General features: G+C 75.5%; 15 protein-coding genes. 2 read left to right on the forward strand and 13 right to left on the reverse strand.

Going from position 1 to position 26,124, the window contains the following annotated elements; genetic code table 11:
* Positions 1-372: 372 nt before the first annotated feature.
* The 5 genes from ACIP82_RS02225 to ACIP82_RS02245 all read right to left on the reverse strand — a co-directional run bounded on the left by ACIP82_RS02225 (position 373) and on the right by ACIP82_RS02245 (position 7,121).
* On the reverse strand, positions 373-777 hold the full coding sequence (locus tag ACIP82_RS02225) for a hypothetical protein (RefSeq protein WP_363604489.1): 405 nt from the start codon (positions 775-777) through the stop codon (positions 373-375).
* Between the two features lie 102 nt (positions 778-879).
* Entirely contained in the window at positions 880-3,843 is a 2,964-nt protein-coding gene (locus tag ACIP82_RS02230) for an AfsR/SARP family transcriptional regulator (RefSeq protein ID WP_400649909.1), read from the reverse strand.
* A 159-nt stretch (positions 3,844-4,002) separates the two neighbouring features.
* Positions 4,003-4,584, reverse strand: a complete 582-nt coding sequence (locus ACIP82_RS02235; protein WP_400649912.1) for a hypothetical protein — start codon at positions 4,582-4,584, stop codon at positions 4,003-4,005.
* Between the two features lie 119 nt (positions 4,585-4,703).
* On the reverse strand, positions 4,704-6,026 hold the full coding sequence (locus tag ACIP82_RS02240; protein WP_400650332.1) for a BTAD domain-containing putative transcriptional regulator: 1,323 nt from the start codon (positions 6,024-6,026) through the stop codon (positions 4,704-4,706).
* Between the two features lie 81 nt (positions 6,027-6,107).
* Positions 6,108-7,121 (reverse strand): helix-turn-helix domain-containing protein, encoded by a 1,014-nt coding sequence (locus ACIP82_RS02245; protein ID WP_400649915.1) that lies wholly within the window; start codon positions 7,119-7,121, stop codon positions 6,108-6,110.
* Between the two features lie 324 nt (positions 7,122-7,445).
* Here ACIP82_RS02245 and ACIP82_RS02250 point away from each other — a divergent pair, with 324 nt between their 5' ends.
* Complete coding sequence (locus tag ACIP82_RS02250) at positions 7,446-11,144, forward strand: S8 family serine peptidase (protein ID WP_400649918.1); 3,699 nt, start codon at positions 7,446-7,448, stop codon at positions 11,142-11,144.
* Positions 11,145-11,294: 150 nt separating this feature from the next.
* On the opposite strand, the gene ACIP82_RS02255 is transcribed toward ACIP82_RS02250, so the two are convergent.
* From ACIP82_RS02255 to ACIP82_RS02265, 3 genes are read right to left on the reverse strand one after another with little or no spacing between them, the layout of a single operon-like run.
* Positions 11,295-12,710 (reverse strand): DHA2 family efflux MFS transporter permease subunit, encoded by a 1,416-nt coding sequence (locus ACIP82_RS02255; protein WP_400649921.1) that lies wholly within the window; start codon positions 12,708-12,710, stop codon positions 11,295-11,297.
* Positions 12,695-12,892 carry an MbtH family protein gene (locus ACIP82_RS02260; RefSeq protein WP_363604479.1) on the reverse strand — a complete coding sequence of 66 codons (198 nt, stop codon included), beginning with the start codon at positions 12,890-12,892 and terminating at the stop codon, positions 12,695-12,697. The genes ACIP82_RS02255 and ACIP82_RS02260 overlap by 16 nt, the downstream gene beginning before the upstream one ends.
* Positions 12,885-20,114, reverse strand: a complete 7,230-nt coding sequence (locus tag ACIP82_RS02265; protein ID WP_400649924.1) for an amino acid adenylation domain-containing protein — start codon at positions 20,112-20,114, stop codon at positions 12,885-12,887. The genes ACIP82_RS02260 and ACIP82_RS02265 overlap by 8 nt, the downstream gene beginning before the upstream one ends.
* A gap of 121 nt (positions 20,115-20,235) precedes the next feature.
* On the opposite strand from ACIP82_RS02265, the gene ACIP82_RS02270 reads away from it, so the two are divergent.
* Positions 20,236-21,372: a M20 family metallopeptidase gene (locus ACIP82_RS02270; protein ID WP_400649926.1), complete on the forward strand. Its 1,137-nt coding sequence runs from the start codon at positions 20,236-20,238 to the stop codon at positions 21,370-21,372.
* 74 nt (positions 21,373-21,446) lie between these two features.
* Here ACIP82_RS02270 and ACIP82_RS02275 read toward each other — a convergent pair whose 3' ends face one another.
* From ACIP82_RS02275 to dhbC, 5 genes are read right to left on the reverse strand one after another with little or no spacing between them, the layout of a single operon-like run.
* Positions 21,447-22,274, reverse strand: a complete 828-nt coding sequence (locus tag ACIP82_RS02275) for an AMP-binding protein (RefSeq protein ID WP_400649929.1) — start codon at positions 22,272-22,274, stop codon at positions 21,447-21,449.
* Positions 22,274-22,498 carry a phosphopantetheine-binding protein gene (locus ACIP82_RS02280; protein WP_363604473.1) on the reverse strand — a complete coding sequence of 75 codons (225 nt, stop codon included), beginning with the start codon at positions 22,496-22,498 and terminating at the stop codon, positions 22,274-22,276. Before ACIP82_RS02280 ends, ACIP82_RS02275 begins: the two co-directional genes overlap by 1 nt.
* 5 nt (positions 22,499-22,503) lie before the next feature.
* Positions 22,504-23,136 carry an isochorismatase family protein gene (locus ACIP82_RS02285; RefSeq protein ID WP_363604471.1) on the reverse strand — a complete coding sequence of 211 codons (633 nt, stop codon included), beginning with the start codon at positions 23,134-23,136 and terminating at the stop codon, positions 22,504-22,506.
* Between the two features lie 13 nt (positions 23,137-23,149).
* Complete coding sequence (locus ACIP82_RS02290; RefSeq protein ID WP_400649932.1) at positions 23,150-24,856, reverse strand: (2,3-dihydroxybenzoyl)adenylate synthase; 1,707 nt, start codon at positions 24,854-24,856, stop codon at positions 23,150-23,152.
* Positions 24,853-26,055 carry an isochorismate synthase DhbC gene (gene dhbC / locus ACIP82_RS02295; RefSeq protein ID WP_400650334.1) on the reverse strand — a complete coding sequence of 401 codons (1,203 nt, stop codon included), beginning with the start codon at positions 26,053-26,055 and terminating at the stop codon, positions 24,853-24,855. Before dhbC ends, ACIP82_RS02290 begins: the two co-directional genes overlap by 4 nt.
* Positions 26,056-26,124 lie beyond the last annotated feature (69 nt).

Here is a 26,124-nt window from a genome sequence, read left to right on the forward strand (position 1 = left end):
GCGGAGCGCCGGCCGGGAACCGCCATTGACCTGGACGGAAGCGGCGACCGGCGCGGTGCGCGAAGCCACCGTCGACGAAACCCCTGACGCCGGGTCACACCGGCGCGCGCACCGTGGCGTTCACGCTTCCGTCAACGGCCGCTCATGGGAGGTGGCGGGGAAATTCAGCAGGAATGGGCGGAAACATTCCCCCAGATCGATTTCCTGTTCCATTGAGGGCGCATTTCGGGGTGCCCCGAAGGCCGTTCGAAAACCGTTCGGAGTGCTGACCTCTCCGCGCGACGACATCACGAAAGGGGCGGGTGGCGGCGGCCACCCGCCCCTCAGGGGCGTCCCCTCAGGCCGGCGTCACCGGCCATCCGTGGAAAACGGTCAGTACCAGAGGTCGGGGCTGAGCTGGTAGTCGTAGCCCGAGCCGCCCTGCCAGTAGAGGCGAACCTCGGCCTTGTAGTCGTGGCCCGGGGTCGGGTTGGAGAGGGTGTAGCTGTAGCTGTACTGGCCGGAGCGGCAGGGGAACGAGGTGGAGAGAGCCTGGCTCTGGGTGGTGTAGTCCCAGAGGATGATCTGCTCGGTGCAGCTGTTGCTGCCGAGGTTGGTGACCGCCGTCGCGGTGACCTGGCCGCCGCCCGCGCTGATGCACGCCTGCTCCCAGGCGGGGCCGCCGCAGCCGCCGCCCGATGACGCCGCGGCGGTGCCCGCGCCCGCGAGGGCGATGCCGCCGAACAGCGCCGTGCCGGCCAGCACCATGGCGGCCTTCCTGATTCCCTGAACGACCATGATCGGTCCCTTCCTGTGCCTGCCCCGTCCGGGTGACCGGGCAACCGCGAGAAGACTCGACGACGGTGATGGACATTCGATGAGCACGCCGGCGGAGGCCCTTCACCCCAGGCCGCGCAGGATCTCCCGGACCTCGGCCGCGTCCGAGGCGAGGCCCAGCCGCTCGAAGTGGCCCAGGGCCTGGGTGAGGCAGGCCCTGGCCCGGTCGGTGTGGTGCAGCCCGGCCAGCGCCCGCCCGAGGACCCGCAGCAGGGTGCCCTCCAGCATGCCGCCGACCTGGCGGGCCTGCGGGAGCGCCTCCTCCGCGGCCCGGACGGTGGCCCGTTCCCGGCCGGCCGCGAGGTGGATGTGGGCGATCAGGCTGCCGGTGGCGGCCTGGAAGCCGATCATGCCGAAGGAGCGGAACCGCTCCAGCCCGTGCTCCGCCGCGTCGAGGGCGGGCGCCAGGTCGCCGCACAGGTGCAGCACCCGGGCGAGGTAGTACCGGCCGACCGCTTCGGAGATGGAGACCTGCGCGCCCGTCAGTTCGGCACAGCGTTCGGCGGCGGCCCTCGCCTCGGCCAGGTGCCCGCACTGGGCCCGGTTGAAGGCGAGTTCGCCGAGCGCGAGCCCCTCGGCGGTGCCGTCGTCCAGCCGCTGGAAGACCGCCGCGGCCTCCTCCAGCGGGCCGATGGCCGCGCCGAACTCCCGCAGGGCGCGGGCGTTCGCGCCGAGCAGCTGGAGGACGTTGGCCCGCAGCCGCAGCCGGTCCGGCCCGTCGCACAGCTCCAGGCAGCGGCGGAGTTCCGCGCCCGCCCGCGCATAGGAGTTGGCGTGCCAGAGCATGCTGCCCCGGACCGAGCGGGCCAGTGCCTCGGCCGCGCGGTCGCCGCGGGCCAGGGCGGCGGCGGCGACCTGGCCGGCGAGGTCGGCGACCGTCGCGATGTAGCCGCGGCCGAAGAGGACGGAGCCCATCTTGTCCAGCAGGTCGGCGGTCTCGGCCAGCGGCAGGCCGGGGTCCTGGCAGGCACGGTCGATCACCGCGCGGTGGAGGGCGGTCCTGGACCGCATCCAGGCGGTGGCGGACTCCACCGTGCCGAACTCCTGCCCCGGCACGGTGGTCGTGGCCTCGATGAGGCTGCGCCGGGCGCGGTCGACCCGGTGCGCGGTCTCCTCGGCGTTGCGGGCGCTGGCCAGGGCGAAGTCCAGCAGCCGGGCGAACGCCGCCGTCACCGAGGCGGGAGTGTCCTCATGGCCGCTCCGCTGCCGGGCGAACACCCTCAGCAGGTCGTGGAAGCCGTACCGGTCGGCGGCGGGCGACTGCAGCAGGTTGAGGTCGACCAGCGTCTCCAGGAGGTCGCGGGTCTCCTCGGGGCCGCTGCCGAGCAGCGCCCCGGCGGCGGCGACGCAGAGCTCGGGGGCGTCCGGCAGCGCGAGCAGCCGCATGGCGCGCGCCTGCGGTGCGCTGAGCCGGGCGTAGGAGAGCGCGAGAACGGACTCCACGGCGGTTTGGTGGCAGGCGAGTCGGGCGAGCCGGGTCTGCTCGTCGGCGAGGCTCGCGGCCAGCACGCCCAGGGTCTGCGCGGGGTCGGCCGCCAGCCGGGAGCCGGCCACCCGGACGGCCAGGGGCAACAGGCCGCAGGCGGTGACGATCGCCAGTGCCGCCTCCGGCTCGGCCTCGGTCCTGGCCCGGCCGGCGATGCCGGCGAGCAGGTCGAGCGCCTCGGCCGGCTCCATCGCGTCGAGGTGGAGGTGGCGGGCGCCCGGCAGCGCGGTCAGCCAGGCGCGGCTGGTGACCAGCACCGCGCAGGTCCGCGAGCCCGGGAGCAGCGGCGCGATCTGCTCGGCGGTGGCCGCGTTGTCGAGCAGGAGCAGCAGCCGGCGGCCGGTGACCGTCGTGCGGTAGAGCGCGGCGCGCTCGACCGGGTCGGCGGGGATCTCGCGGTCCTCCACGCCCAGGGCGGTCAGGAAGGCGCCGAGCGCCTCGGCGGGGTCGAGCGGATCGGCCTGGGCGCCGCGCAGGTCGATGTGGAGCCGGCCGTCGGGGAAGCGGTCGCCCAGGGCCTGCGCGACGTGCACGGCCAGGCTGGTCTTGCCGACCCCGCCTATCCCGTTGACCGCCGAGATGACGACGGCGCCCGGGTCCGGGCCGGCGAGCACCTCGGTCAGTTCCGCGACGGCGGCCTGTCGGCCGGTGAAGTCCGATACGGCAGCGGGCAGTTGGTCGGGTACCGGCGGCCGCGCCGAACCGGCCGGCTGGTCAGGGGAGTCGGGCCTCGCGTGGACTCCGGGCCGGCCCGGGGTGCCGAGGGCGGGGTCGGCGCGGAGGACGCGGGCGTGCAGCGCGTCCAGTTCCGGACAGCCCAGCCCTTCGGCGCGGTAGAAGCGCCGGGCGTCGGCGTACACGGCGTGGGCCTCGGCCGGCCGGCCCGACAGGTGGTACTCCCGCATCAGCAGGGCCCGGAACCGTTCCCGGAAGGGGTGGGCGAAGACGGCCTGGTCGAGGTCGACGAGGCAGGACGGGCTGTCCCCGAGGTCGACGTCGAGGCCGAGCTTCGACTCCAGCGCGTCCACCCGGCGCTCGGCCAGATGGCGGCGCAGCTCGGCGGCGTGCCGGCCGGGCAGCCCGGCGAGCGGCTCCCCCTCGTGCAGGGCGAGCGCGCGGGTGAGCAGTTCGCGGGCGCGCGGGCGCTCACCGGCGGCGAGGGCGTCGTCGGCGCCGGCGACGAGGAGGTCGAACGTGCCGGTGTCGAGTGCCTCGGCTGGCACGTCGAGGCGGTAGCCGCCGTCGACCGTCACCAGCAGGTGCTCGGCGCCGTGGTTCCTGAGCTCCCTGCGCAGCCGGTAGGCGTGGGTGGCCAGGACGGACCTGGGCCGGTTCGGCGGGCTGTCCTCGTCGAAGATGCCGTCGCCGAGCCGGGCGGACGTGAGCACCCGGCCCGGTTGGCCGAGCAGCATGGCCAGAAAGGCCTGTTGCTGCCGGCGCCCGAGCGCCAGGCGCCGGTCGCCGTGCCAGGCGGCCAGCGGGCCCAGGAGGCGGAAGCGAAGGCCGGCTCCGGCCGCTCGCTCGACTGCGGTGGTCTCCATGTCGGGTCTCCCTGTGGACTCGGAGCTCCCGGGCCGGCGCGGGGAGACGGCGGGCGCACGTCTTCGGCCCGGCCGGCCCGAGGACCGGTCAGGGTTTGCCCGGCAGTTCGCGCGCGGCGGGGATTGCCGGACAAGCCCTGACCGAAAGGCGTCGGCCGGTCAGGCCGCCGAGCAGCCGGTGGGCGGGGGCAAGACCACGTAGGGGCTCTCGGTGGAGGCGGGGCCGGCGAGCGGGCCCCGGGTCTGGCCCGGCACATAGGTGATCCCGGGCTGCCGTTCCCAGAGGGTGCGGTTGCAGGTGTCGGTGATCAGGAGGTCGCCGTTGCGCCAGAGGGTCAGCCGGGCGTGCGGGTGCCCGCCGGTGCCGCTCTCCCAGCAGAGGCCGCCGGACGCGTTGAGGACGACCAGGTTGCCGTCGGCGCGCATGACCGCCTTGGCGCCGCAGCCGACGGTGCCGGACGCCCAGGTCGCGGACTGGCGTGACCAGTCGTGGCCGGGCGCGTAGTAGGTGACGAGGTTCCCGTCGGACTGCATGATGAGGCGCGCGGTGCCGTACTGGCCCCGGTTGTCGATGTGCCGGCCGTCGTTCGGGAGCTGTTCGTCGTCCCAGATACTGGCGGTCGGCGCGTCGTAGGCGGCGTGGGCGGTGCCCTGGGCGGCCAGGACGCTCGCCGCGGCCAGGGCCGTGGCGGCGGCGACGCCGGCGAGCCTGCGGGTGATTCGTGCGACGGTGCTGCTCAACTGCTTGTCCCTCTTCCCTCGCCCGGTGCTGGTACGGCGGCCGGCCTGGTCGGGCGGGTGACGGCGGCCGCTGAGGGGATTGTGTGACCCGCCGATTGACGGATGATCAACGCGTTCGTTTACGTCCCGCCGGGCCCGCCGGTCCGCGGGACCAGCGCGGCGACCGGCCAGGCGGGGCGGCGCACCAGCCGGTCCGCCGCGGCCCGCAGCGGACCCGGCAGATGGTCGCAGGCGGCGGCCAGCGTCCGGGCGGCCGTCGGTTCGCGGGCCAGCCGGTCGGTGCCGAGCACCCGGCCGAGCAGCGCCTGTGCCTCACCGGGGGTCATCCGGCCGAGGCTGACGGCGTGACATGCGACGCGCTCGCCCGGGGCGCCGAGCGGCAGCGGGCCGGGGCCGTCGGCGGTGACGAGGGCGGCGCAGCCGGGCGCCACGGGCAGCAGCGGGCCGGCGCGGTCGGCGGTGGCGGCCCCGTCGAGGACGACCAGGACCCTCCGGTCGGCCAGCAGCCGGTGGTACAGCGTGCGGCGGTCGGCCGGGTCCGGCGGCACGGCCCGCTCCTCGACGCCCAGCGCGCGGACGAACGCCGCCAGGACGGCGGGCACCGTCGGGGCGTCCCGGCCGTGGAGATCCGCGTACAGCTGGCCGTCCGGGTAGGCGGCGCCGGCCAGGTGGGCGGCGTGGACGGCGAACGCGCTCTTGCCGGCTCCCCGGGGGCCGGTCACCGTGACGAGCGGTGGGCCGGTCCGGTCCGGTGCGGTCAGGGTCTTCGCGACCGCGGCCAGTTCCTCCCCGCGCCCAGTGAAGTCACCCAGGTCGGGCGGCAGTTGGAAGGGTCGCAGCACCGGGCGGACGGGGGTGCGGGCCGGCGCGGGCGTCCAGGTGTCCGCCCGCAGTTCCAGGTCGAGTTCGAGGCGGGAGCGCCGCGCCTCGTCCCGCCGGGCGGCCAGCAGGCGGCGTTCGTGTGCGGCGAAGGGCCCCGGCACGTCGTCCAGGGCCCGGCCCGTCCAGAGGTCCAGGGCGTCGGACAGCAGGGTGCGGGCGCGTTCCGGCTGCCAGTTGCGGCGGGCGGTGGCGGCGTCGGCGAGCGCGGTCAGGAAGGCCGTGCGGTCGATGCCCGCCGGGTCGGCGTCCAGCCGGTAGCCCTTGGCCTCGTGCCGCAGGATGCTCGGGCCGCCCGCGTCCAGCGCGCTGCGGAGCCGGTACACGTTGCCGGGCAGGGCGCCGGCGCGGTCCGGTGCCTCGTCGCCCTCCTCGCCCCAGACCCCGTCGATGATCTCGCCGACCGGGACGGGGCGGCCGGCCTGGGCGAGCAGGACGGCGAGGACGGCCCGGTCCTGGGCCCGGTTGATCCGCAGCTCGCGGCCGGCCCGCCAGGCCTTCAGCGGTCCGAGGGTGGTGAAGTGGAGCTCCAGCGCGTTCCTCCTGCGCTTCGACGAACGGATCGACGGTTCGTCATGCTACAGACCAACGGGTACGGGGCTCTCGGGGCCGGGGTACGGGACTCCGCCGGCCCGGACTCCGTCTCAGATCCACCCCTCGCGGGCCGCGTGGAGGCCCAGCTGGATCCGGGTGCTCACCCCCGCCCGGTCCAGGAGCCGTCGCACCCGCCGCTCCACCGTCCGCTTGCTGACCCCGAGGTGGGTGGCCACCGCGCGGTCGGGGAGACCGGCCACCAGCAGCGACAGCAGCCGCAGATCACTCGGCGAAGGTCTGGCCGACACCGTCCCGGCGCCCACGCTCTCCGGGGTTCCGTCCGGCCGGGGGAGCACCGGTGTCGCGGACTCCCAGACGCTCTCGAACAGCGCCTCCACCACGGCGATCAGGCTGGGGTGTCGGATCAGGAGGCCGAAGCGCTCCTCCCCGCCGCCCGGGTCCAGGGGGATCAGGGCCCGGCCGGCGTCGGACAGCAAGAGCTTGACCGGCACGGCCGGCGCCGTCCGCATCAACTCGCCACTGCACAGGGACGACTCGATCAGGTTCTCGTCCGGTGCCTGGGACAGGGCCGACTGCTCGTACACCACCCGGTAGCTCAGCCCCTCGGCCATCCGGGCGAGCTGGGTGGGCAGGTTGTCCGCCGCGGACAGCGCGAAGACCGGCGGCTTGACCAGGGCGCGCACCTCCTTGCGGGCACTCTCCTGGACGTCCTGGACGGCGGCCGCCAGGGCCTGGTGTCCGGCGACCACCTGGACGATCTCCGTGGTGTCGCGGGCCGGCGCGGACCGGCGATAGACGTCGGCCAGCCGCTGGACGCTGGTCCGGGCCTCCTCCAGTTCCCGCTGGCGCCTGGCCAGGAGATTGCGGAAGGCCAGCTCCGGCTCGCGCGCGCGGTAGCGGCCGCCCACCGGCTGGACGAGCCCCTGCTCCGCCAGGGCCGCCAGCCCCACCCGCACCTGGTGCTGCGGACGGCCGGTCGCGGCGGCCAGTTCCGCGAGCTGGGCGGCGGGGCGGGTGACCAGTGCCAGGTAGACGTGCTCCGCCTCGGCTCCCAGGCCGAAACCGTCGAGCAGCCGCTCTTGTTCTTCCAGCGCCTCCAGCAACCGACTTCGCCCCTTCGTGACGATCGGCTCGTACCCCATCGGCTCGCCGGCCGGTACGGGCCGGGTCGGATCGGCCTCCGAATGACGTGGCCATGATCACCGTAAAGAGAAGCCCTACGGCAGTCAATGGGCACTCATGAAGATTGCGTGGCGAAGTACCGTACGGGCGGCCCGAAGTGAGCATCCGTACCGCCCAGGGGGATCCGGGCTGTCGGGGGCACGCCGTTGACGGGCAACCGCCACCGCCGAGAGGGATGTCCGGGCACGGAGCGCACCAGAATCTCACCAGCCCTGCCACCCCCGGAAGTTCCCCAGAGGAGACCTGTGCGATCCCCCACTCCACGGCTCCGGCGCCTGATAGCCGTCGGCGCCGCTCTCGCCGCTCTCGCCGCGACGCCCGCCGGCCCCTTCAGCGCGGTCGCGGCCCCCGCACCCGCGAACGGCCCCGCCGTCGCCCCCGGCACGAGTTCACGCACCATCACCCTGCTCACGGGTGACAGGGTCACCCTGACCACCCTGGCGACCGGGCAGGTCATCACCTCGGTGACACCGGCCCGGGACAGCACCGGTGTGGTGCACACCCTGACCGTCGGCGACGACACCTACGTCTACCCGGACAGCGTCCTCCCCTATGTCGCCGCCGGAATCCTCGACAAGCGGCTGTTCGACGTCACCGCGCTGGTGGCGGACGGCTACGACGACGCGCAGGCGTCCGCACTCCCGCTGATCGTCCAGTACGACAGGAGTGCCCGCGGCGCCGCGGACGGCCCGGCCGCCGCGAAGCTGACCACCTCGCGGGATCTCCCCGCGATCAACGCCACGGCCTCGACCGTCAGGCGGGACGACTCCGCCGCCGCCTGGCGGCAGCTGACCGCCGTCACGGCCCGGGGCGCCGCGCCGGCCTTCGCCGGCGGTGTCAGCCACATCTGGCTGGACGGCAGGGCCACGGCGAATCTGGCCGACAGCACCGCGCAGATCGGCGCACCCGAGGTGTGGTCCGGGGGCAACACCGGCGCGGGCATCAAGGTGGCCGTCCTGGACACCGGCATCGACACCGGGCACCCCGACCTCGCCGACCGGGTGGCGGGCAGTCAGAGCTTCGTCCCCGGCGAGTCCGTCGAGGACGTCCACGGGCACGGCACCCACGTCGCCTCCACCGTCGCCGGTACCGGCGCGGCCTCCGGCGGCAAGGAGAAGGGCGTCGCGCCGGACGCGCGGCTCGTCGTCGGCAAGGTCCTCGGCGGCCCGGGCGCCACCGGCCTGGACTCCTGGATCATCGCGGGCATGACCTGGGCGGCCGAGACCGAGCACGCCAGGATCGTCAGCATGAGCCTCGGCGACCCCTCCGTCGTCGGCGACGGCAGCGACCCGCTGAGCCAGGCCGTGGACGCCCTGAGCGCCCGGACCGGCGCGCTGTTCGTGATCGCCGCGGGCAACTCCGGTGCGGGGGGCGTCTCCTCCCCCGGCTCCGCGACCTCGGCGCTGACCGTCGGCGCGGTCGACTCCGGCGACAACCTCGCCGACTTCTCCAGCACCGGCCCGCGCGCCCTCGACGGCAACCCCAAGCCCGAACTCACCGCTCCCGGTGTGGACATCGTGGCCGCCCGCTCGCAGCACACCGACGAAAGCGGCTACTACACCACCATGAGCGGCACCTCGATGGCGACGCCGCACGTCGCCGGCGCGGCCGCGCTGCTCGCCGCCGCGCACCCGGACTGGACCGGCCGGCAGATCAAGGACGACCTGGTCAGCACCACACACCTGACGCCCGGCATCACCGTCGGCGACGGCGGCGCCGGCCGGCTGGACGCCAGGGCCGCGGTGCTCGGCACCGTCCACGCCACCGCCACCGCGTGGTCCGGCTTCTACTCCTGGCCGCACGGCGCCGACCGGCCCCGCGCCAGGACCGTGACCTACCGCAACACCGGCAGTGCGGACGTCACCCTCAGGCTGGCGCTGGACACCCCGGCCCCCGCGGGCGTGTTCAAGCTCTCCGCCGACTCGGTGACCGTACCCGCGGGCGGCACCGCCGACGTCACCCTGACCGGCGACCCGGCGAAGGCACCCGCCACCGGCAACCTCGACGGGCAGCTGCTGGCCACCGACCCGGCCACCGGCGGCGTCGTGGCGCACACCCTCGTCGGCATCAACGTCGAGAGCGAGCGCTACAACCTGACCGTCAACGCGACCGGCCGCGACGGCGGCCCGCTCCAGGGTCTGGCCGAGGTCTACGACCTGCACACCGGTGACGTCCTCCTCGCCCAGCTGGACGGCACCACCACCCTGCGGCTGGCGCCCGGCACCTACGCGGTCCTGACGACCGCCGACCTCCCGGGTGCCGAGAAGCCGGACGGTCTCGGCCTCGCGGTGCTGTCCGACCCGCAGGTCGAGCTCACCGCCGACCGGACGGTCGCGCTCGACGCCCGCCGGGCGCACCAGGTGCAGGTCCGCACGCCCAGGGAGGCGACCGCCTCCCAGTACCGGATGGAGTGGTACCGGGGCCTGAGGGAGACCGGCGGCCTGGACGAAGTCCTGCTGATCCCGCTGAAGTACACCAGTATCTGGGCCCAGCAGACCACTCCCGTCACCACCGGCGCCTTCCACTTCCTCACCCGCTGGCGGCTCGGCCAGAGCACGCTGGAGGTGAACGGGGCGGGTACGGAGTTCACCGACCTCGTCCAGCAGGTCGGCTCCACGGCACTCGCCCCCGGCCGCAGCCGCCTGCGCGCCGTCCACGCCGGCCAGGGCGCCGCCGCCGACTACGCCCGCATCGACGCCAGGGGCAGGGCCGTCGTGGTGGACGCCAACTCCACCGTCACGCCCACCGCGCAGTCCGCGGCCGCGGTCGCGGCCGGTGCCAGGCTGCTGCTGGTCGTCAACGACACCGAGGGCCGCCTCAGCACCTGGTACGGCAACGCCGACTACACCGACGCACCCATCCAGGTGGCCTCGCTGACCAAGGTCGAGGGCAAGAAGCTGGAAGCCGCGATCGCCAAGGGCGACGACCGCCTGGACGTCACCGCCCGTGACCACCGCGACTACGTCTACGACCTGGTCGACCGCCACGACGGCGCCGTCCCGGCCGACCTGCTGTACCAGCCGAAGGAGTCCGGCCTCGCCACCGTCCGGCAGAACTTCACCTCGCCCTCTCGCGTCCTCGGCGGCGAATTCCGTTACGACCTCCAGGACTTCAACAGCCGCGGCTTCGGCTTCGCCGAGTACCAGCCCATGCCGCGGGCCCGCGTCGACTACGTGGGCACCCAGCAGGGCTTCACCTGGTACGAGCAGTCCACCCTCGGCTCGATCGTGGAGGAGCGGGCGGTGCCGCGCACCTACGCGGCCGGCACGACCACCGACCACCGGTGGTTCTCCGCGCCACTGCACCCGCGGCTGAACACCGGCACCTGGCTGCCCAGCCGCACCGGCGACTGGATGGTCGTCAACATCCCCGGCTGGGGCGACGGTGAAGCGGGCCGCTCCGGCTTCGCGCTGAGCGACGACCTCAAGGAGAACCTGGCGCTCTACCGGGGCGGCACCCTGCTGGCCCGGCAGGACGGCCAGGCGCTCTACCTGACCGTCCCCGCCTCGGCGAAGCCCGAGCCGTACCGCCTGGTCGCCACGACCGGCCAGAGCGGGGTCTTCGCCTACGGCACCGGCACCACCACCGAGTGGACGTTCACCTCCGCGACCGCTCCGGACGGCTACGACTACCTCCCGCTCGTCCAGCTCGACTACAACCTGGGCGCGGACTCCGATGGCGCGATCCACCGCAACGCGCGCATCGGCGTCACCGCCTCGCCGATGGACAACGCCACCCGGGCCGGGAGGATCACCAGCACCTCCCTGGAGGCCTCCTACGACGGCGGCGCCACCTGGACCAGGCTGAACCCGGACCGCGACAGCACCGCCGAACTGTCCGCGCCGCCGCACAACTCCGGCTTCGTCTCCCTGCGGGCGAAGGCCACGGACAGCAACGGCAACTCCGTCACCCAGACCCTGCTGAACGCGGCGCGGCTGAGGTGAGGCCGGGGCCGTGACGGCGGTTCGCGGGACCGCCGGTCGGGACCGGCCGGCGGACCGTGAACGGCGACAGACGCGGGCCCGCCCCGAATCCGGGGGCGGGCCCGCGCCATACGGTTCGGCGGGTCCGGGCCTGCCGCCGCGTGGTGCCGCTCAGTCCAGCGGCGGCGGGCCGGGGGCCTCCTTCGGGAGGCGGGCCGCGACCAGGGCGCCGAGGGCCACGGCCCCGGCGGTGGCCAGCAGCGCCGCCCGGTAGGGGCCGGGCTCGGTGCCGTGGGTGCCGTCGTCGGCGAGGGCACCGATCAGGGCCGCGGTGACGGCGATGCCGAGGGCGCCGCCGAGGGTGCGGACGATGGTGAACAGGCCCATCGCCTGGCCCATGGCGGGCGGCGGCACCTCGGCGAAGCCGGCGATCTGGACGGTGAGCACCCCGGTGCCGAGAACCAGCCCGATGCCGAGCATCAGCGCCCGCACCGCCCAGGCGTTCCCGCCGACGCCCGGGACGGCCAGCGCCGCCAGGACGAGGGCCGCGAGCAGCAGTGCGGGCACGGCGAGACGGCGCGGTCCGACCCGGGGCAGCAGCCGGTCCACCACCTGCGAGGCCGCCATCAGGCCGATCGCCTCCGGGAAGACGCTCAGCCCGGCGTCCAGCGCCGAGGCCCCGAGGGCGGCCTGGTAGAGCAGCGGGAAGACGAACAGCGCGCCCATCAGCCCGGCCGCCGTCAGAAGGGCGAGCCAGGAGGCGGCGCCGAACACCCGGTCGGCGAGCAGCCGAAGGTCCACCAGCGGCTCGTCGGCCCGTAGTTGGTGCCGGACGGCGAGGCCGAGGAGGAGCAGTCCGAGCACCCCGCTGACCGCCACCGCCGGCGAGGCCCAGCCGTGCGCCGGGCCGAAGCCGAGCGCGTAGGTGAGCAGGCCGAGGCCGGGGGTGGCGAGCAGGAAGCCGAGGCTGTCGAAGCGGCCGGCCGGGGGCTCGCCCTCCGAGGCGAGGCCGATGGCGCCGATCAGCACGGCCGCCGCCCCGATCGGCACGTTCACCAGGAACAGCCAGTGCCAGGAGAGGTGTTCGGTGAGGAAGCCGCCGAGCGGCGGACCGAGGGCGGGCATCAGGGCGGTCGGCACGATCAGCACCTTGCCGAGCCCGGCCCGTTCGTGCGGCTCGAAGGCCCGGAAGAGCAGCGTCATGCCGACCGGGGTGAGCAGCCCGCCGGCCACGCCCTGCACCGCCCGGGCGGCGGAGAGCGAGCCCAGATCGGGGGCGGCGGCGCAGACGGCCGAGGCCGCCGTGAACGCCGCCAGCGAGCCCAGGAAAACCCGCTTGACCCCGAACCTGTCGCCCAGCCAGCCCGCCACCGGGAGCCCGACCGCGAGGCCGACCAGGAAGGCGACCTCGACGGCGTTGGCCGCGGAGACGGGGCGGCCGAAGTCCTCGGCGATGGTGAACAGGGCCGGGTTGACGATCGTCGAGTCCAGGCCGTTCATGCACATCGCGGCCGTGTAGACGACGACCACGGCGACGCGCCCCGCGAGGAGGGGGCGCGCCGGGGTCTCGGTTACCGGACCGGGCACAGATCGGTCCAGTTCTCGGTGATCCAGTCCAGGGCGCGGGCGCGCTCGCACGGCCCGTGGGCGACGGTCCAGCCGGCCGGGACGGCGGCGAAGGCCGGCCAGAGCGAGTGCTGGCCCTGGTCGTTGACGAGGGCGAGGAACTCGCCGTCACCGTCGAAGGGGTTGGCGGGGGCGTCACTCATGGGGCTGGTTCTCCAGGTGTTCGGCGACCACGCGCGCGATGTGCGCGATGGGGGCGGGCAGGGTCATGTCCTTGTGCGAGCAGGCGACATCGGTGTTGTCGATCCGGCCGGAGACGTACGGGGTCCAGGTCTCGGGGGTGAGCGTCTCGTCGATGGTGTCGACGGTGGCGCGGAAGAACAGCACGTCGCCGTCGAAGACCCGGTGGTCGTAGCCGCGCACCAGGTGGTTGGTGTTGAGGTAGATGTGGTTGAGCGCTTCCAGCGTGGCCTCGTCGAGCCCGGCCAGCGGGCTGCCCTCGCGGCGCAGCAGCGCGGTCACGGTGGCGAGTTCGAGCGGCTGCCCGTCGAGGTCCTCGGGGCCGTGGCCGCCCATGGTGAGCAGCGCCTCCAGGGCTTCGGCCTGGTCGGGCACGGGCAGGTCGCGGAAGCCCTCGGCGGGGTAGGCGTCCAGGATGGCCAGCAGCTCGACGGCGCAGCCGAGTTCCTGGAGCCGGGTGGCCATGGCGTGCGCGATGATGCCTCCGGTGGACCAGCCGAGCAGCCGGTAGGGGCCGTCGGGCCGGACTTCGCGGAGCCGGTCGACGTAGTGCGCGGCCAGCTCCTCCAGGGTCCGCGGCAGCGGCAGCCCGGCGGTGGCGGCGCCGACGCCCTGGGCCTGGAGGCCGTAGATCGGCACGTCGGCGGGCAGGTGGCGGATCAGACCGGTGTAGCACCAGCTGAGGCCGCCGGCCGGGTGGACGGCGAACAGCGGGGCCTGCTTGCCGGGCCCGGCCGGGCGCAGCGGCAGCAGTACGTCCAGCGCGTCGGCGCCGTGGGCGTCGGAGGAGAGGGCGGACTCCAGGGCGGCCACGGTGGGGGCCTGGAACAGGGTGCCGATGCCGACCTCCAGGCCGAGGACGGCCCGGATCCGGGCGGCGAGGCGGACGACCAGCAGCGAGTGGCCGCCGAGGGCGAAGAAGTCGTCCTCCACGCCGACCGCCGGGACGCCCAGGACTTCGGCGAAGAGTTCGCGGAGCTGCTGCTCGCGCGGGGTTCGCGGTGGGCGGCCGGCACCCGCGGCCGGGGCCTCGGGGGCGGGCAGGGCGCGCCGGTCGAGCTTGCCGTTGGCGGTGAGCGGCAGCCGGTCCAGCAGGACGACGGCGGACGGCACCATGTGCGCGGGCAGGTCGCCGGAGGTGTGGGCGCGCAGGTCCTCGGCGGTGACGGGGCGGGCCGGGACGGCGTAGCCGACCAGGCGCTTGTCGCCGGGCACGTCCTGGCGGACGATCACGGCGGCGTCGGCGACGTCCGGGTGGGCGGCCAGCACGGCCTCGATCTCGCCGAGTTCGATCCGGAAGCCGCGGATCTTGACCTGCTGGTCGGCCCGGCCGAAGTACTCCAGGACGCCGTCGGCGCGGCGGCGGGCGAGGTCGCCGGAGCGGTACATCCGGGTGCCGCGCTCGCCGAAGAGTTCGGCGTGCGGGTCGGCGACGAACCGTTCGGCGCTGAGCGCGGGGCGGCCGAGGTAGCCGCGGGCGAGGCCGGCGCCGGCCACGTACATCTCGCCGGTGACGCCGGGCGGGACGGGCTGGAGGTGCTGGTCCAGGACGTAGACCCGCAGGTCGGGGATGTTGACGCCGATGGTGCTGCTGGTGCCGGCGGCGGCGCTCGCCCGGTCCAGGGCGATGTACGAGACGTGCACGGTGGTCTCGGTGATGCCGTACATGTTGACCAGCGTCGGGGCGTTGTCGGCGTGCCGCTCGTACCAGTCGTCCAGTCGGCCGAGTTCCAGTGCCTCGCCGCCGAACACCACGTAGCGCAGGGCGAGTTCACTGCCCGGGCGGTCCCGGTCGGCGGCGCTGAGCTGGTAGAAGGCGGACGGGGTCTGGTTGAGGACGGTGACGCGCTCGCGGGCGAGCAGGTCGAGGAAGGCGGCCGGGTCGCGGCTGACCAGGTGCGGGACGACGACCAGCCGGCCGCCGTGCAGCAGGGCTCCCCACAGCTCCCAGACCGAGAAGTCGAAGGCGTAGGAGTGGAAGAGCGTCCAGACGTCCTCGGCGCCGAAGCCGAACCAGTGGTCGGTGGCGCTGAACAGCCGGACGACGTTGTGGTGGGTGACGGGCACGCCCTTGGGCCGGCCGGTGGAGCCCGAGGTGTAGATGACGTAGGCGACGTCGTCCGGGCGCAGCGGCCGGGTGCGCTCGTGCTGGGCCAGCGGGGTGGCCGGGTGGGCCGCCGGCTCCGGTCCGTCGACGAGGAGTTGGGGCACCTGGTGGGCGGGCAGCCGGGCGGCCGTGGCGGCGTCGGTGAGCAGCGCGGCGGGTTCGGCGTCGGCCAGCATGTAGGCGAGCCGGTCGGCCGGGTAGTCGGGGTCGAGCGGCAGGTAGGCGGCGCCGGACTTGGCGACGGCCAGCAGGGCGGTGACGAGCTCCGACGAACGCGGCAGCGCGAGCGCGACGATGGTGCCGGGGCCGATCCCCCGGGCGGCCAGCAGCCGGGCCAACCGGTCGGCGCGGGCGCCGAGTTCGCGGTAGTCGAGGGAGTCGTCGCGGCAGCTGACGGCGGTGGCGTCCGGGTGGGCGAGCGCCGCCGCCTCGAACAGCTCGGGCAGGGTGGCGCCGGGGACGGAGGTGACCGGCCGGCCGTTCCACTCGACCAGGGCGCGCAGCCGCTCCTCCTCGCTGGTCAGCGGCAGCAGGCCGATCGTGGTGTCGGGCGTGGTGGCGGCGGCGGTGAGCAGCCGGGCGAGCCTGGCCGACAGGGCCTCGGCGGTGGCCGGGTCGAAGAGGTCGGTGCGGTACTCCAGGAAGCCGGCGATGCCGCCGTCGCGCAGTTCGCCCGCGTTGAGGGTGAGGTCGAACTTGGCGGTGCCGGACGGCACGGCGGCGATCCGGGCGGTGAGGCCGCCGCCGAGGGCGAACTCCTCGTCGGGGACGCTCTGCCAGGCCAGCATGGTCTGGAACAACGGGTGCCGGGCCAGTGAGCGCGGCGGGTTGAGCTCCTCGACCAGCCGGTCGAAGGGCAGGTCGGCGTGGTCGTGGGCGCCGAGGACGGCGGTGCGGGCGCGGTCGAGCAGCTCGCGGAAGGTGGGGTCGCCGGACGTGTCGGTGCGCAGGACCACCGAGTTGACGAAGTAGCCGACGAGGGAGGCGGTTTCGTCGCTGTCCCGGCTGGCGACGGGGGTGCCGATGGGGATGTCGGTGCCGGCGCCGTGCCGGGTGAGCAGGGCGGCGAGGCCGGCCTGGACGGCCATGAAGACGCTGGTGCCGGTGGTGCGGGCGAGCGCGGCCAGGGCGGCGTGGGCGTCGGCGCCGAGGGCGAACGGCACGGTGGCGCCGTGGTGGGCGGCGACGGGCGGCCGGGGGCGGTCGGTGGGCAGTTCGAGCTGGTCGGGCAGGCCGGCCAGGGTCTTGCGCCAGTGGTCGAGCTGGCGGACGGCGAGCGGACTGGGCGCTTCGGCGCTGCCGAGCAGCTGCCGCTGCCAGGCCACGTGGTCGGCGAACTGGACGGCCAGTGGCGGCAGTTCGGGTGCGCGGCCGGCCAGGCGGGCGGTGTAGGCGGCGGCCAGGTCGCGGGCCAGCGGGGTGGTGGAGGCGCCGTCCCCGGCGATGTGGTGGAGCAGCAGGAGCAGCGTGTGCCGGCCGTCGCCGTCCTCGAACAGGCTGACCCGCAGCGGCGGTTCGGCGGCCAGGTCGAAGGCGTACCGGACGGCCTCGGCGAGCGTCGGCCCGGTGTGCAGGGGGACGGTCGCGGGCGGCAGCACCCGCTGGTACGGCTCGTCGGCCCCGGGGTCGCCGGGCCGACGCTCGCCGCCCCCGGGCTCGACGTACACCGTGCGCAGGATCTCGTGCCGGGCCGCGAGGTCGGTGACGGCGAGCGCGAGGGCGTCGCGGTCGAGCGGGCCGGTGAGGGTGAGGACGAGCGGGATGTTGTAGGTGGGGCTGGGGCCTTCGAGCCGGTGCAGGAACCAGAGTCCGCGCTGGGCCGGCGAGAGCGGGGTGCGCTCCGCCCGCTCCACGGCGGTCAGGGCCGGGCGCGGCTCGGGTGCCGAGCGCTCACGCAGCAGGGCGGCGAGCGCGGCCGGGGTGGGGTGGCGGAAGACGTCGGCGAAGCCGACGGCGGCGCCGAGGGTGTCGCGCAGACGGGCGGCGAGGCGGCCGGCGAGCAGCGAGTGACCGCCGAGGTCGAAGAACCCGGCGTCCCGGCCGGGCACTTCGGGCAGGTCGAGCACGGCCGCGAACAGACCGCAGATGACCTCCTCCTGCGGGGTCGCGGGGGCGGCCCCGGGCGCCGGGCCGTCGGCGGCCGGCTCGGGCAGGGCGCGGTGGTCGAGCTTGTCGTTGGCGGTGCGCGGCAGTTCGTCGAGGACGAGGACGGCGGCGGGCACCATGTGGCCGGGCAGCCGCTCGGCGAGCGCGGAGCGCAGGTGGCCGGCGTCGAGGGCGGCACCGGCGGCGGGGACGGCGTAGCCGAGCAGCCGCTTGCCGTGCGGGCCCGGGCGGGCGATCACCACGGCCTGGGCGACGCCCGGTTCGGCGGCCAGCACGGCGGCGATCTCGCCGGGTTCGATCCGGAAGCCGCGGATCTTCACCTGGTCGTCGGCGCGGCCGAGGAACTCCAGGGTGCCGTCGGGGCGGCGGCGGGCGAGGTCGCCGGTGCGGTACATCCGGCCGCCGGGCGGCCCGAACGGGTCGGCGAGGAAGCGCTCGGCGGTGAGGTCGGGGCGGCCGAGGTAGCCGCGGGCCAGGCAGGCGCCGGCCACGTACAGTTCGCCGGTGGCGCCGTCGGGCGCGGGCCGCAGCGAGCCGTCGAGGACGTAGGCGCGCGAGCCGCGGACCACCCGGCCGACCGGGGTGCCGTCGGGGCCCGGGGTCCAGGAGTATGCGTCGACGGTGGTCTCGGTGGGGCCGTAGAGGTTGAGCGGGCGCAGGCCCGGCACGGCGGTGAGCCGCTGCCAGAGGGCGTCCGGGGTGGCCTCGCCGCCGACCGCGACGAGCGCGGGGCGGTGCCGGTCGTCGTCCAGCAGGCCCTCGGCGAGCAGGACTTCGAGGTAGGAGGGGGTGACGTCGAGATAGTCGATCCGTTCCCGGTCGACGTATCCGGCGAGGGCGGCCGGGTCGCGGTAGGTCTCGTCGTCGAGCAGGTGCAGCTCGTGGCCGTGGACCATCCAGAGCACCGGGTCCCAGGAGGCGTCGAAGGCGAACGAGGCGCTGTGGGCGACGCGCAGCCGCTCGCGACCGGTGCGCCGGACGGCGGGGGCGATGTGGTCCTCGCCGTGGCCGGCGTGCAGGTTGGCGAGCGGGGCGTGGGTGACGACGACGCCCTTGGGGCGGCCGGTGGAACCGGAGGTGTGCAGCAGGTAGGCGGTGTGGTCCGGGTCCGGTGCGGGCAGCGGCCCGGCGGGCAGTGCGGCGAGCGCCGCGCGCTCCGCCGGGTCGTCCAGGACGACGGCGGGCGGCGTGCCGTCGCCGGGCAGTGCGGCGAGCGCCGCCGCGGTGCCGACGGCGCAGACCGGGCGGGTGTCGTCGAGGATGCCGGCGATCCGCTGCCGGGGGTGGGCGAGGTCGAGGGAGAGGCAGGCGCCGCCGGCCTTGAGCACGGCGAGCATGGCGACCAGGGTGTCGGCGCTGCGGGGCAGGGCGAGCGCGACGGGCGTCCCGGCGCGGACGCCGAGGGCGGCCAGCCGGTGCGCGAGTCGGTTGGCGGCGGCGTCCAGCTCGGCGAAGGTGAGGGCGGTTTCGCCGCTGCGCAGGGCGGTCCCGGCCGGGGTGCGGGCGGCCTGCGCGGCGAAGAGCGCGGGCAGGGTCAGCTCGGCCGGGGGCTCCTCGCGGCCGGCGGTGGCGCGGCGCAGCGTGTCGGCGTCCAGCAGGTCGATCCGGGCGATCGGCGTCTGCGGGTCGGTGAGCAGCAGGTCGGCGAGGCCGTCGAGGTAGCGGAGCAGGCCGTCCTGGTGGGCGGCGAGGGAGTCGGCGTCGTACCGGCCGGGGTGGGCGTCCAGGCCGAGGCGCAGCGCGCCGTCGGGGCCGGGCGAGACGGCGAGCGCGAGGTCGTCGACGGGCCCGGCGGCGAGGTTGCGGACGGTACCGGGCAGGCCGGCCAGGTCGAGGTCGCGTTCGAAGGCCTTGATGTTGACCATCGGGCCGAACAGGGCGCGCCGGTCGCCGGTCCGGGCGAGGTCGCGGCGCAGGTCCTCCAGCGGGTAGCGCTGGTGGCGGCGGACGGCGCGGAGCTCCAGCACGACGCGGCGCAGCAGTTCGGCGGCGGTGTCCCGGGGGCGGACGGCGAGGCGCAGCGGCAGGATGTTGGCGGTGGCGGTGGGGGTGCGCAGGGCGGCGGGGCCGCGGCGGTTGGCGAGCGGCAGGCCGAGGACGACGTCCTCGGTGCCGGCGAGGCGGTGCAGGTAGCCGGCGGTGGCGGCGATGACCAGTTCGGCCCAGGTGGCGCGGGCGGCGGTGGCGGCGCGCTCCAGCCGGGCGAGGGTGCCGGCGGGCAGTTCGGCGGTGCGGCGCAGCGGCTCGGCGCCGGCGGTGGCGGCTTGGGTGGCGGCTTGGGCGGAGGTGCCGTCCGGTGTGCCGGGCAGGGTGGCCGGGGCCTCGGCGCCGGCCAGTCGCTCGCGCCAGAACTCCCGGTCGGCGGCGTACTCCTGGCCCGACCGGTAGGCGGCCTCCTCGGCGGCGGTGTCGGCGGGGGTGCCGAAGGCGCGGTCGCCGGGCGGGGTGCCGGTGGCGTACGCGGTGTACAGCTCGGCGACCCGGCCGCCGAGGAGGGTGAGCGCGTAGGCGTCCACGACGAGGTGGTGGACGCGCTGGTACCACCAGTGGCGGTCGTCGGCGAGGCGGATGAGGGCCTGGGTGAACAGCGGCCCCTCGGTGAGGTCCACGGGCCTGGCGAGGTCGGCGCGCATCCAGGCCTCGGCCTCGGCGGCCGGGTCGGCGGCGGCGCGCAGGTCGAGGCGGTGCAGCGGCCAGGTGTGGCCGGGGCGCGGGCGCAGGGCCGGGGTGCCGTCCCGGTCGGTGACGACGAGGGCGGTCAGGGCGTCGGCCTCGTCCAGGGTCCGCCGCAGGGCGTCTTCGAAGAGGTCGGCGTCGAGCGGGCCGGTGATCTCGACGGCGTCGCCGGTGTTGTAGACCGGGCTGTCGGGGTCGAGCGCCTGCGCGTACCAGATGGCCGCCTGGGTGGCGAGCAGCGGTACGTCGGCGGCGGGGGCGGCGACGGGGTCGGACGCGGCCTGGTGGCGACGCATGGTTCTGAGAGCTCCTCGGGTCCGGCGAACGAAACGCCTACTTAGGTTAGCCTAAGCTATCTACATACTGTCTGGTCAACAGCCCGGTGAAGCACGGGCCCTGACGCCTCCGGAGGCACCCTTGTCCACCCCGACCGACGTCAGAACGGCCCTGCGCGCACGCGTCGAGGCCCACCGGGACGAGCTGCTGACGCTCAGCCGGCGCATCCACGCCCACCCGGAGACGGCCTTCGAGGAACACCGCGCGGCGGCCTGGTGCGCCGACCTGCTGCGCACCCACGGCTACACCGTCACCGCGCCCGCGCACGGCCTGGAGACCGCGTTCACCGCGAGCACCGGCTCCGGGCCGGTCACCGTCGCCGTGGTCTGCGAGTACGACGCCCTGCCCGGCCTCGGGCACGCCTGCGGCCACAACCTGATCGCCGCCGCCGGGCTCGGCGCCGCCCTCGCCCTCGGACCGGACGCCGACCGGCTCGGACTGACCGTCCGGGTGATCGGCGCCCCCGCCGAGGAACGCGGCGCGGGCAAGGCCCTGCTCCTGGACGCGGGCGCCTTCGCGGGCGTGGACGCCGCGATGATGGTCCACCCCTGCCCGGTCGAGGTCGCCGACTTCCGCTCCTTCGCGCTCGGCACCCTCTCCGTGCGGTACACCGGCCGCGCCGCCCACCCCAGCCTCAACCCGCACGAGGGGCGCAACGCCGCCGACGCGCTCACCGTCGCGCAGGTCGCGCTCGGCCTGCTGCGCCAGCAACTCCCGCCGCAGTGGCGGGTGCACGGCATCACCACCGCCGCCGGGACGGCCCCCAACCTGATCCCGGACACCGCCACCGCCGAGTACGAGATCCGCGCCTCGGCGGCCGAGGACCTGACGGCGCTGCGCGAGCGGGTCGAGGCCTGCTTCCGGGCCGGCGCGCTCGCCACCGGTTGCGAGGTCTCGCTCACCCGGCCCGAGCCCGACTACCTGGACTTCCGCGGCGACCCGGGGCTGCTCGCCCTCTGGCGGGCGAACGCGGCCGCGCTGGGCCGCCCGAAGCCGGTCGAGAGCGGACCGTTCGCCTGCACCGACATGGGCAACGTCTCGCACGCCGTGCCCGCGATCCACCCGGTGCTGGACATCACCGGCGGCGCCTGCGCCCCGCACGAGCCGGCCTTCGCCGAGGCCGCCGTCTCCCCCGAGGCCGACCGCGCCGTCCTGGACGGCGCGGTCGCGATGGCCTGGACGGCGGCCGACTTCGCGGCGGCCCGGCTCGGCGGGTAGCGGCCGGGCAGGCGGCTGCCCGCGCAGCCGCTCGGCGGGCGGCTCGGCGGCTCGGCGGCTCGGCGGGCGGCCGCTCAGCCGGTGGCCGCGACGGCCAGGTGAACGGGCGCCGGTGCCGGCCGCAGCTCACCGAGCACCGCCGGAGCCGCCCGCAGCGCGGTGACACCCAACTCCCTTACCAGCTCGCCGATCTCGGCCGGACTCTCCGGGTCGGCGAGCACCACGGCCGCCCCCGTACGCAGCGGCCAGAAGAACTCCCAGAGCGGCAGCCCGAGTTGCAGGACCCGGTCGCCGACGCCCAGCCCGTAGGCGGCCTGGAGGTCCCGCACCCGGCGGTCCACCTCCGCGTGCGCGACCGGGACGCCGGCCGGCCGGCCGCCGGGGCCGTAGCCCAGGCAGACGGGGTGCTGCGGGGTCAGCGCCCGTGGCGGGTCGGTGGCCAGCAGCCCGGCCAGCTCGCCCTCCTGCGGCCGGACGGCACCGGGCACGCCCTCCCCCAGCACACAGACCGGGGCCGCGTCCGCGAGCACCCAGGAGAGCCGGCCGGGGGCGTCGTCCCGGTTCAACGGCAGGTACGCGGCACCGGACTTGGCCACCGCCAGCAGCGCGGGCAGCAGCTCGGCCGGGCGGGTGAGCGCCAGGCCGACGACCGTGCCGGGGCGGGCGCCGAGGCCGGTCAGGTGCCGGGCCATCCGGTTGGCGGCCGCGTTCAGCTCGCCGTAGCGGACCACCGAGCCGTCGGCCAGCACCAGCGCGGCGGCACCGGGCGTCCGGGCGGCCTGCGCCTCGATCGGGCCGACCGCGGTGGTCGGCGGCCGCTTCAGCCCTGCGGTGGCAGGCCCGGCGGTGGCAGGCCCGGCGACGGGCGCGGCGGCCGTCCCGGCCACGAGCGCGGTGTCCATCAGGCCGCGCCGAGCAGCTCGGCCCAGGCCCCGACGGCCGGACGCTCGGCCAGCTGGAGGTAGGCCACCTCCGCGCCCTCGGCCCGCCAGCGCTCGGCGAGCGCCATCAGCCGCACCGAGTCCAGGCCCCAGTCCGCCAGGTTCTCGTCCAGCGGGATGTCCGCCGGGTCCTCTCCGAGCAGGTCCGCGACCTCGGCCCGGATGCGCTCCACGGTGAAGGCCATACCCGTCACTTCCCTTCCAGCACTGCGTCGGTGGTGGTGACCAGGCCGCAGCGGCCGGCCACCCAGGAGAGCGCGGCACGGTGCTCGGCCTCGCTGAAGTCGGCGACCGCGTCGGCCACCACAAAGGCCTGGATGTCACGCATCCAGGCGTCGCAGGCGGTGGCCTGGACCCCGATGTGCGCGTACACGCCGGTGATCACCAGTTGGTCGCGGCCCTGCTCGCGCAGCAGTTCGTCCAGCCCGGTGCGGACGAAGGCGCTGTACTTCCACTTGGTGAGCACGGTGTCGTGGCCGGCCGGGGCGACGGCGTCGGCGATGGCCGCCGCGCGCGGGTCGTCCGGGATGCCCGGGCCCCAGAAGTCCTGCTGGAGGCCGCGCTCGGCCGGGCTCTGGCCGCCGGGCTGCGCCGAGTAGACGACGGGGATGCCCAGGCGGTCGGCCTGCCGGCGCAACCGGCCGACGTTCCCGAAGAGTTCGGTGACGGGAGCGGCGCCGGTGTCGAAGGCGTTCATGAAGTGGTTCTGCAGGTCGTGCACCAGCAGCACCGCACGGGACGGGTCGACCGTCCAGGCGACCCGGTTGGCCGGCAGGCCGTCGGCGGAGGGCATGGGATAGGAGGGGATGCGGGGCAGACCCACGGCGGTGCTTCCTTCAGCTGGTAGGGGCGGGGCGGAGGGTGGCGGCGATGGCCGCGCGCAGGTCCTTCTTGCTGACCTTGCCGATCCCGGTGGCGGGGAAGGCCTCGACGAACTCGACCCGGTCCGGGACCTTGAAGTCGGCCAGGCCGCGCCCGCGGACGAAGCGCTTCAGCTCGATCGCCTTCGGCGGCGTCGGGCGGGCCTCCGCGCGCAGCACGACATAGGCGCAGGTGCGCTCGCCGAGGTACGGGTCGGGCATCGACACCACGGCGGCGTCGTGCACGGCCGGGTGGGCGAGCAGGTGGTTCTCGATCTCCTCGGCGGCGACCTTCTCGCCGCCCCGGTTGATCTGGTCCTTCGCCCGCCCCTCGACCACCAGGTGGCCGGTGGCGGTCCGCCGGACGAGGTCCCCGGTGCGGTAGAAGCCGTCCCCGGTGAAGGAGTTGGCGTTGTGCTCCGGCGCGTTCCAGTAGCCGCGGATGGTGTACGGGCCGCGGGTGAGCAGATGGCCGGTGGCGCCGGCGGGCAGGTCCGCGCCCTGGTCGTCGACCACCCGGATCTCGTCGTCCGGGGAGATCGGCAGGCCCTGGGTGGAGACGATCACCTCCTCCGGGTCGTCCAGCCGGGTGTAGTTGACCAGGCCCTCGGCCATCCCGAACACCTGCTGGAGCATGCAGCCCAGCACCGGGCGGACCCGGCGGGCCGCCTCCTCGCTGAACTTGGCGCCGCCGACCAGCAGCACCTCCAGGCTGTCCAGTCGGGGCGCGCCGGCCAGGCCGCGCCCGCGCTCGGCCGCGTCCAGCCAGAGCAGCGCCAGCGGCGGCACCAGGCCGGTGATGGTCACGCCCTCCCGCTCGATCAGCGGGAACGCCGTCTCGGGGCCCGGCTGCGGGCAGAGCACCACCCGGCCGCCCGCGTACAGCGTGCCGAGCGTGCCCGGCGAGCTGAGCGGGAAGTTGTGCGCGGCGGGCAGCGCGCAGAGGTAGACGCTGTCCTCGTCCACCGCGCACAGCTCCACCGAGCCGCGCAGCGAGTAGATGTAGTCGTCGTGGGTGCGCGGGATCAGCTTGGGCACGCCGGTGCTGCCGCCGGAGAGCTGGAGGAAGGCGACGTCCTCCGGGCGCGGCTCGGCGTCGGGCCCCGGCCCGTCGGACGGCACGTCCGCCAGCCGGACGTGCTCCCCCGGGTCCTCGCCGGCCACCAGGACCAGCCGCAGCGACGGGTTCTCCGACCGGACGCGGGAGGCCAGTTCACGGTAGTCGAAGCCGTTCTCGACGGCCGGGACGACATAGGCCGCGGCACCGGTGAACCCGCAGAAGTAGCCGATCTCGGTGTACCGGTGGGCGGGCAGCGCGAAGACCGGCAGCGCGCCGATCCGGAACAGCGCGAAGACCACCTCGAAGAACTCGGCGGTGTTGGGCAGCTGGACCACCACCCGGTCACCCCTGCCGATCCCCCGGGCGAGCAGGCCGGCGGCCATCCGGTCGGCCCGGCGGTCGAGTTCGGCGTACGACCAGCGGCGCCCGCCCTCCGGAGCGGAAGGGCCGGACAGGCCGGACGGATCGACGATCGCGATCCGCTCGCCGTGGGCGGCGGCCCGCTCGCGCAGCATCCGGCCGAAGGTCTCGCCGCGCCAGTACCCGGCGGCGCGGTAGCGCTCGGCGAACTCGGCGGGGTACGGGGTGAATCCGGGGAACTCCACCGGCTGGGCGCTGCTCATCGCGGCACCCCCGCGGCGTCCAGGAAGGTACGGAACTTGGCGCTGGTCTCGGCGAGTTCGGCCTCCGGCCGGGACTCGGCGACCACCCCCGCCCCCGCGTACACGCGCAGCGTGCGCTCCTCCGCCTCCGCGCAGCGGATGGTGACCACCCACTCGCCGTCACCGTCCGCGTCGCCCCAGCCGACCATGCCGGTGTACAGGCCGCGGTCGAAGGGCTCCACCTCGCCGATCACGGTGCGGGCGAGCGGAGTCGGGGTGCCGCAGACGGCCGGGGTCGGGTGCAGCGCGGTGGCCAGCTCCAGCGCCGAGACGGCCGGGTCGGCCAGCTCGCCGGTGATCGTGGTGGCCAGGTGCCACATCGCGGCCGTACGGACCAGGGTCGGCCGCTCCGGCACGTCCAGCGTGCGGCAGTACGGCGCCAGCGCCGCGCGGATGGCGTCCACCACGACGGCGTGCTCGTGCAGGTCCTTGGGGGACTCCAGCAGCCCGGCCGCCCTGCGGACATCCTCGCCGAGGTCGGCGCTGCGCGGCACCGAGCCGGCCAGCGGGTTGGCCAGCACGGCCGTTCCCCGGCGGGAGAGCAGCAGTTCGGGGCTGGCGCCGATCAGCGTCCGGCCGCCGCCGGCGGGCACCGCGAAGGTGTAGCCGCCCGGGTCGCGGCGGCCCAGCCGCTGCAGGATCGTGGGCAGGTCGAGCGGGCGGTCGGCACTCAGCTCCAGCGTCCGGGCGAGCACCACCTTGCTCAACTCGCCGCCGCGCAGCCGCTCGACGGCCGCCGCGACGCCGGCACCGTACGCGGCCGGCTCGGGCACCGGGCGGACCAGCCACTCCACCCGGTCGGCCGCCGGGGCGGGCAGCGCGATCAGCGGGTCGTCGCGCAGCGCGCCGCACCGGCGGACCAGCGCGGGGACGGCCAGCTCGGCCCGGCTGTCCTGGTCGAACGCCACCGCGCCGACCACCAGCGGGTGTTCGACCCCGTCGCGGCGGGCCCGGGCGAGCGTCTCGGCGACCCGCACCGGCAGCGGGCGCCCGTCCTGCGGGACCCTGGCGTGCACGCCCTCGGTGAGCAGCGTGCGGGTCGGTGAGGCGAAGAACGCCTCGTCGGGCGCGGCCCGGTACTGGCCCAGCAGCCCGCTGGCCGCGCCGATGACGGTGTGGTCCGTCCCGGCGGGGGCGTGATGCACCGTGGTCACCTGGATTCTCCAGTCTGCGAGTGGCCGCCGGGCGCCGTTGTCGGCCGGCCGGCGGGTGGTGTGGTTCGGGCTCTG

Origin of the sequence: Kitasatospora sp. NPDC088548 (genome assembly GCF_044753005.1) — a bacterium.
In the GTDB taxonomy this organism is placed as follows: Bacteria; Actinomycetota; Actinomycetes; order Streptomycetales; family Streptomycetaceae; genus Kitasatospora.

What these genes read in the sequence shown, in the direction of transcription:
- ACIP82_RS02275 (WP_400649929.1), bottom strand. Translation starts at nt 22,274, where the DNA reads ATGGACACCGCGCTCGTGGCCGGGACGGCCGCCGCGCCCGTCGCCGGG.
- ACIP82_RS02230 (WP_400649909.1), bottom strand. Translation starts at nt 3,843, where the DNA reads ATGGAGACCACCGCAGTCGAGCGAGCGGCCGGAGCCGGCCTTCGCTTC.
- ACIP82_RS02265 (WP_400649924.1), bottom strand. Translation starts at nt 20,114, where the DNA reads ATGCGTCGCCACCAGGCCGCGTCCGACCCCGTCGCCGCCCCCGCCGCC.
- ACIP82_RS02290 (WP_400649932.1), bottom strand. Translation starts at nt 24,856, where the DNA reads ATGAGCAGCGCCCAGCCGGTGGAGTTCCCCGGATTCACCCCGTACCCC.
- ACIP82_RS02260 (WP_363604479.1), bottom strand. Translation starts at nt 12,892, where the DNA reads ATGAGTGACGCCCCCGCCAACCCCTTCGACGGTGACGGCGAGTTCCTC.
- ACIP82_RS02225 (WP_363604489.1), bottom strand. Translation starts at nt 777, where the DNA reads ATGGTCGTTCAGGGAATCAGGAAGGCCGCCATGGTGCTGGCCGGCACG.
- ACIP82_RS02280 (WP_363604473.1), bottom strand. Translation starts at nt 22,498, where the DNA reads ATGGCCTTCACCGTGGAGCGCATCCGGGCCGAGGTCGCGGACCTGCTC.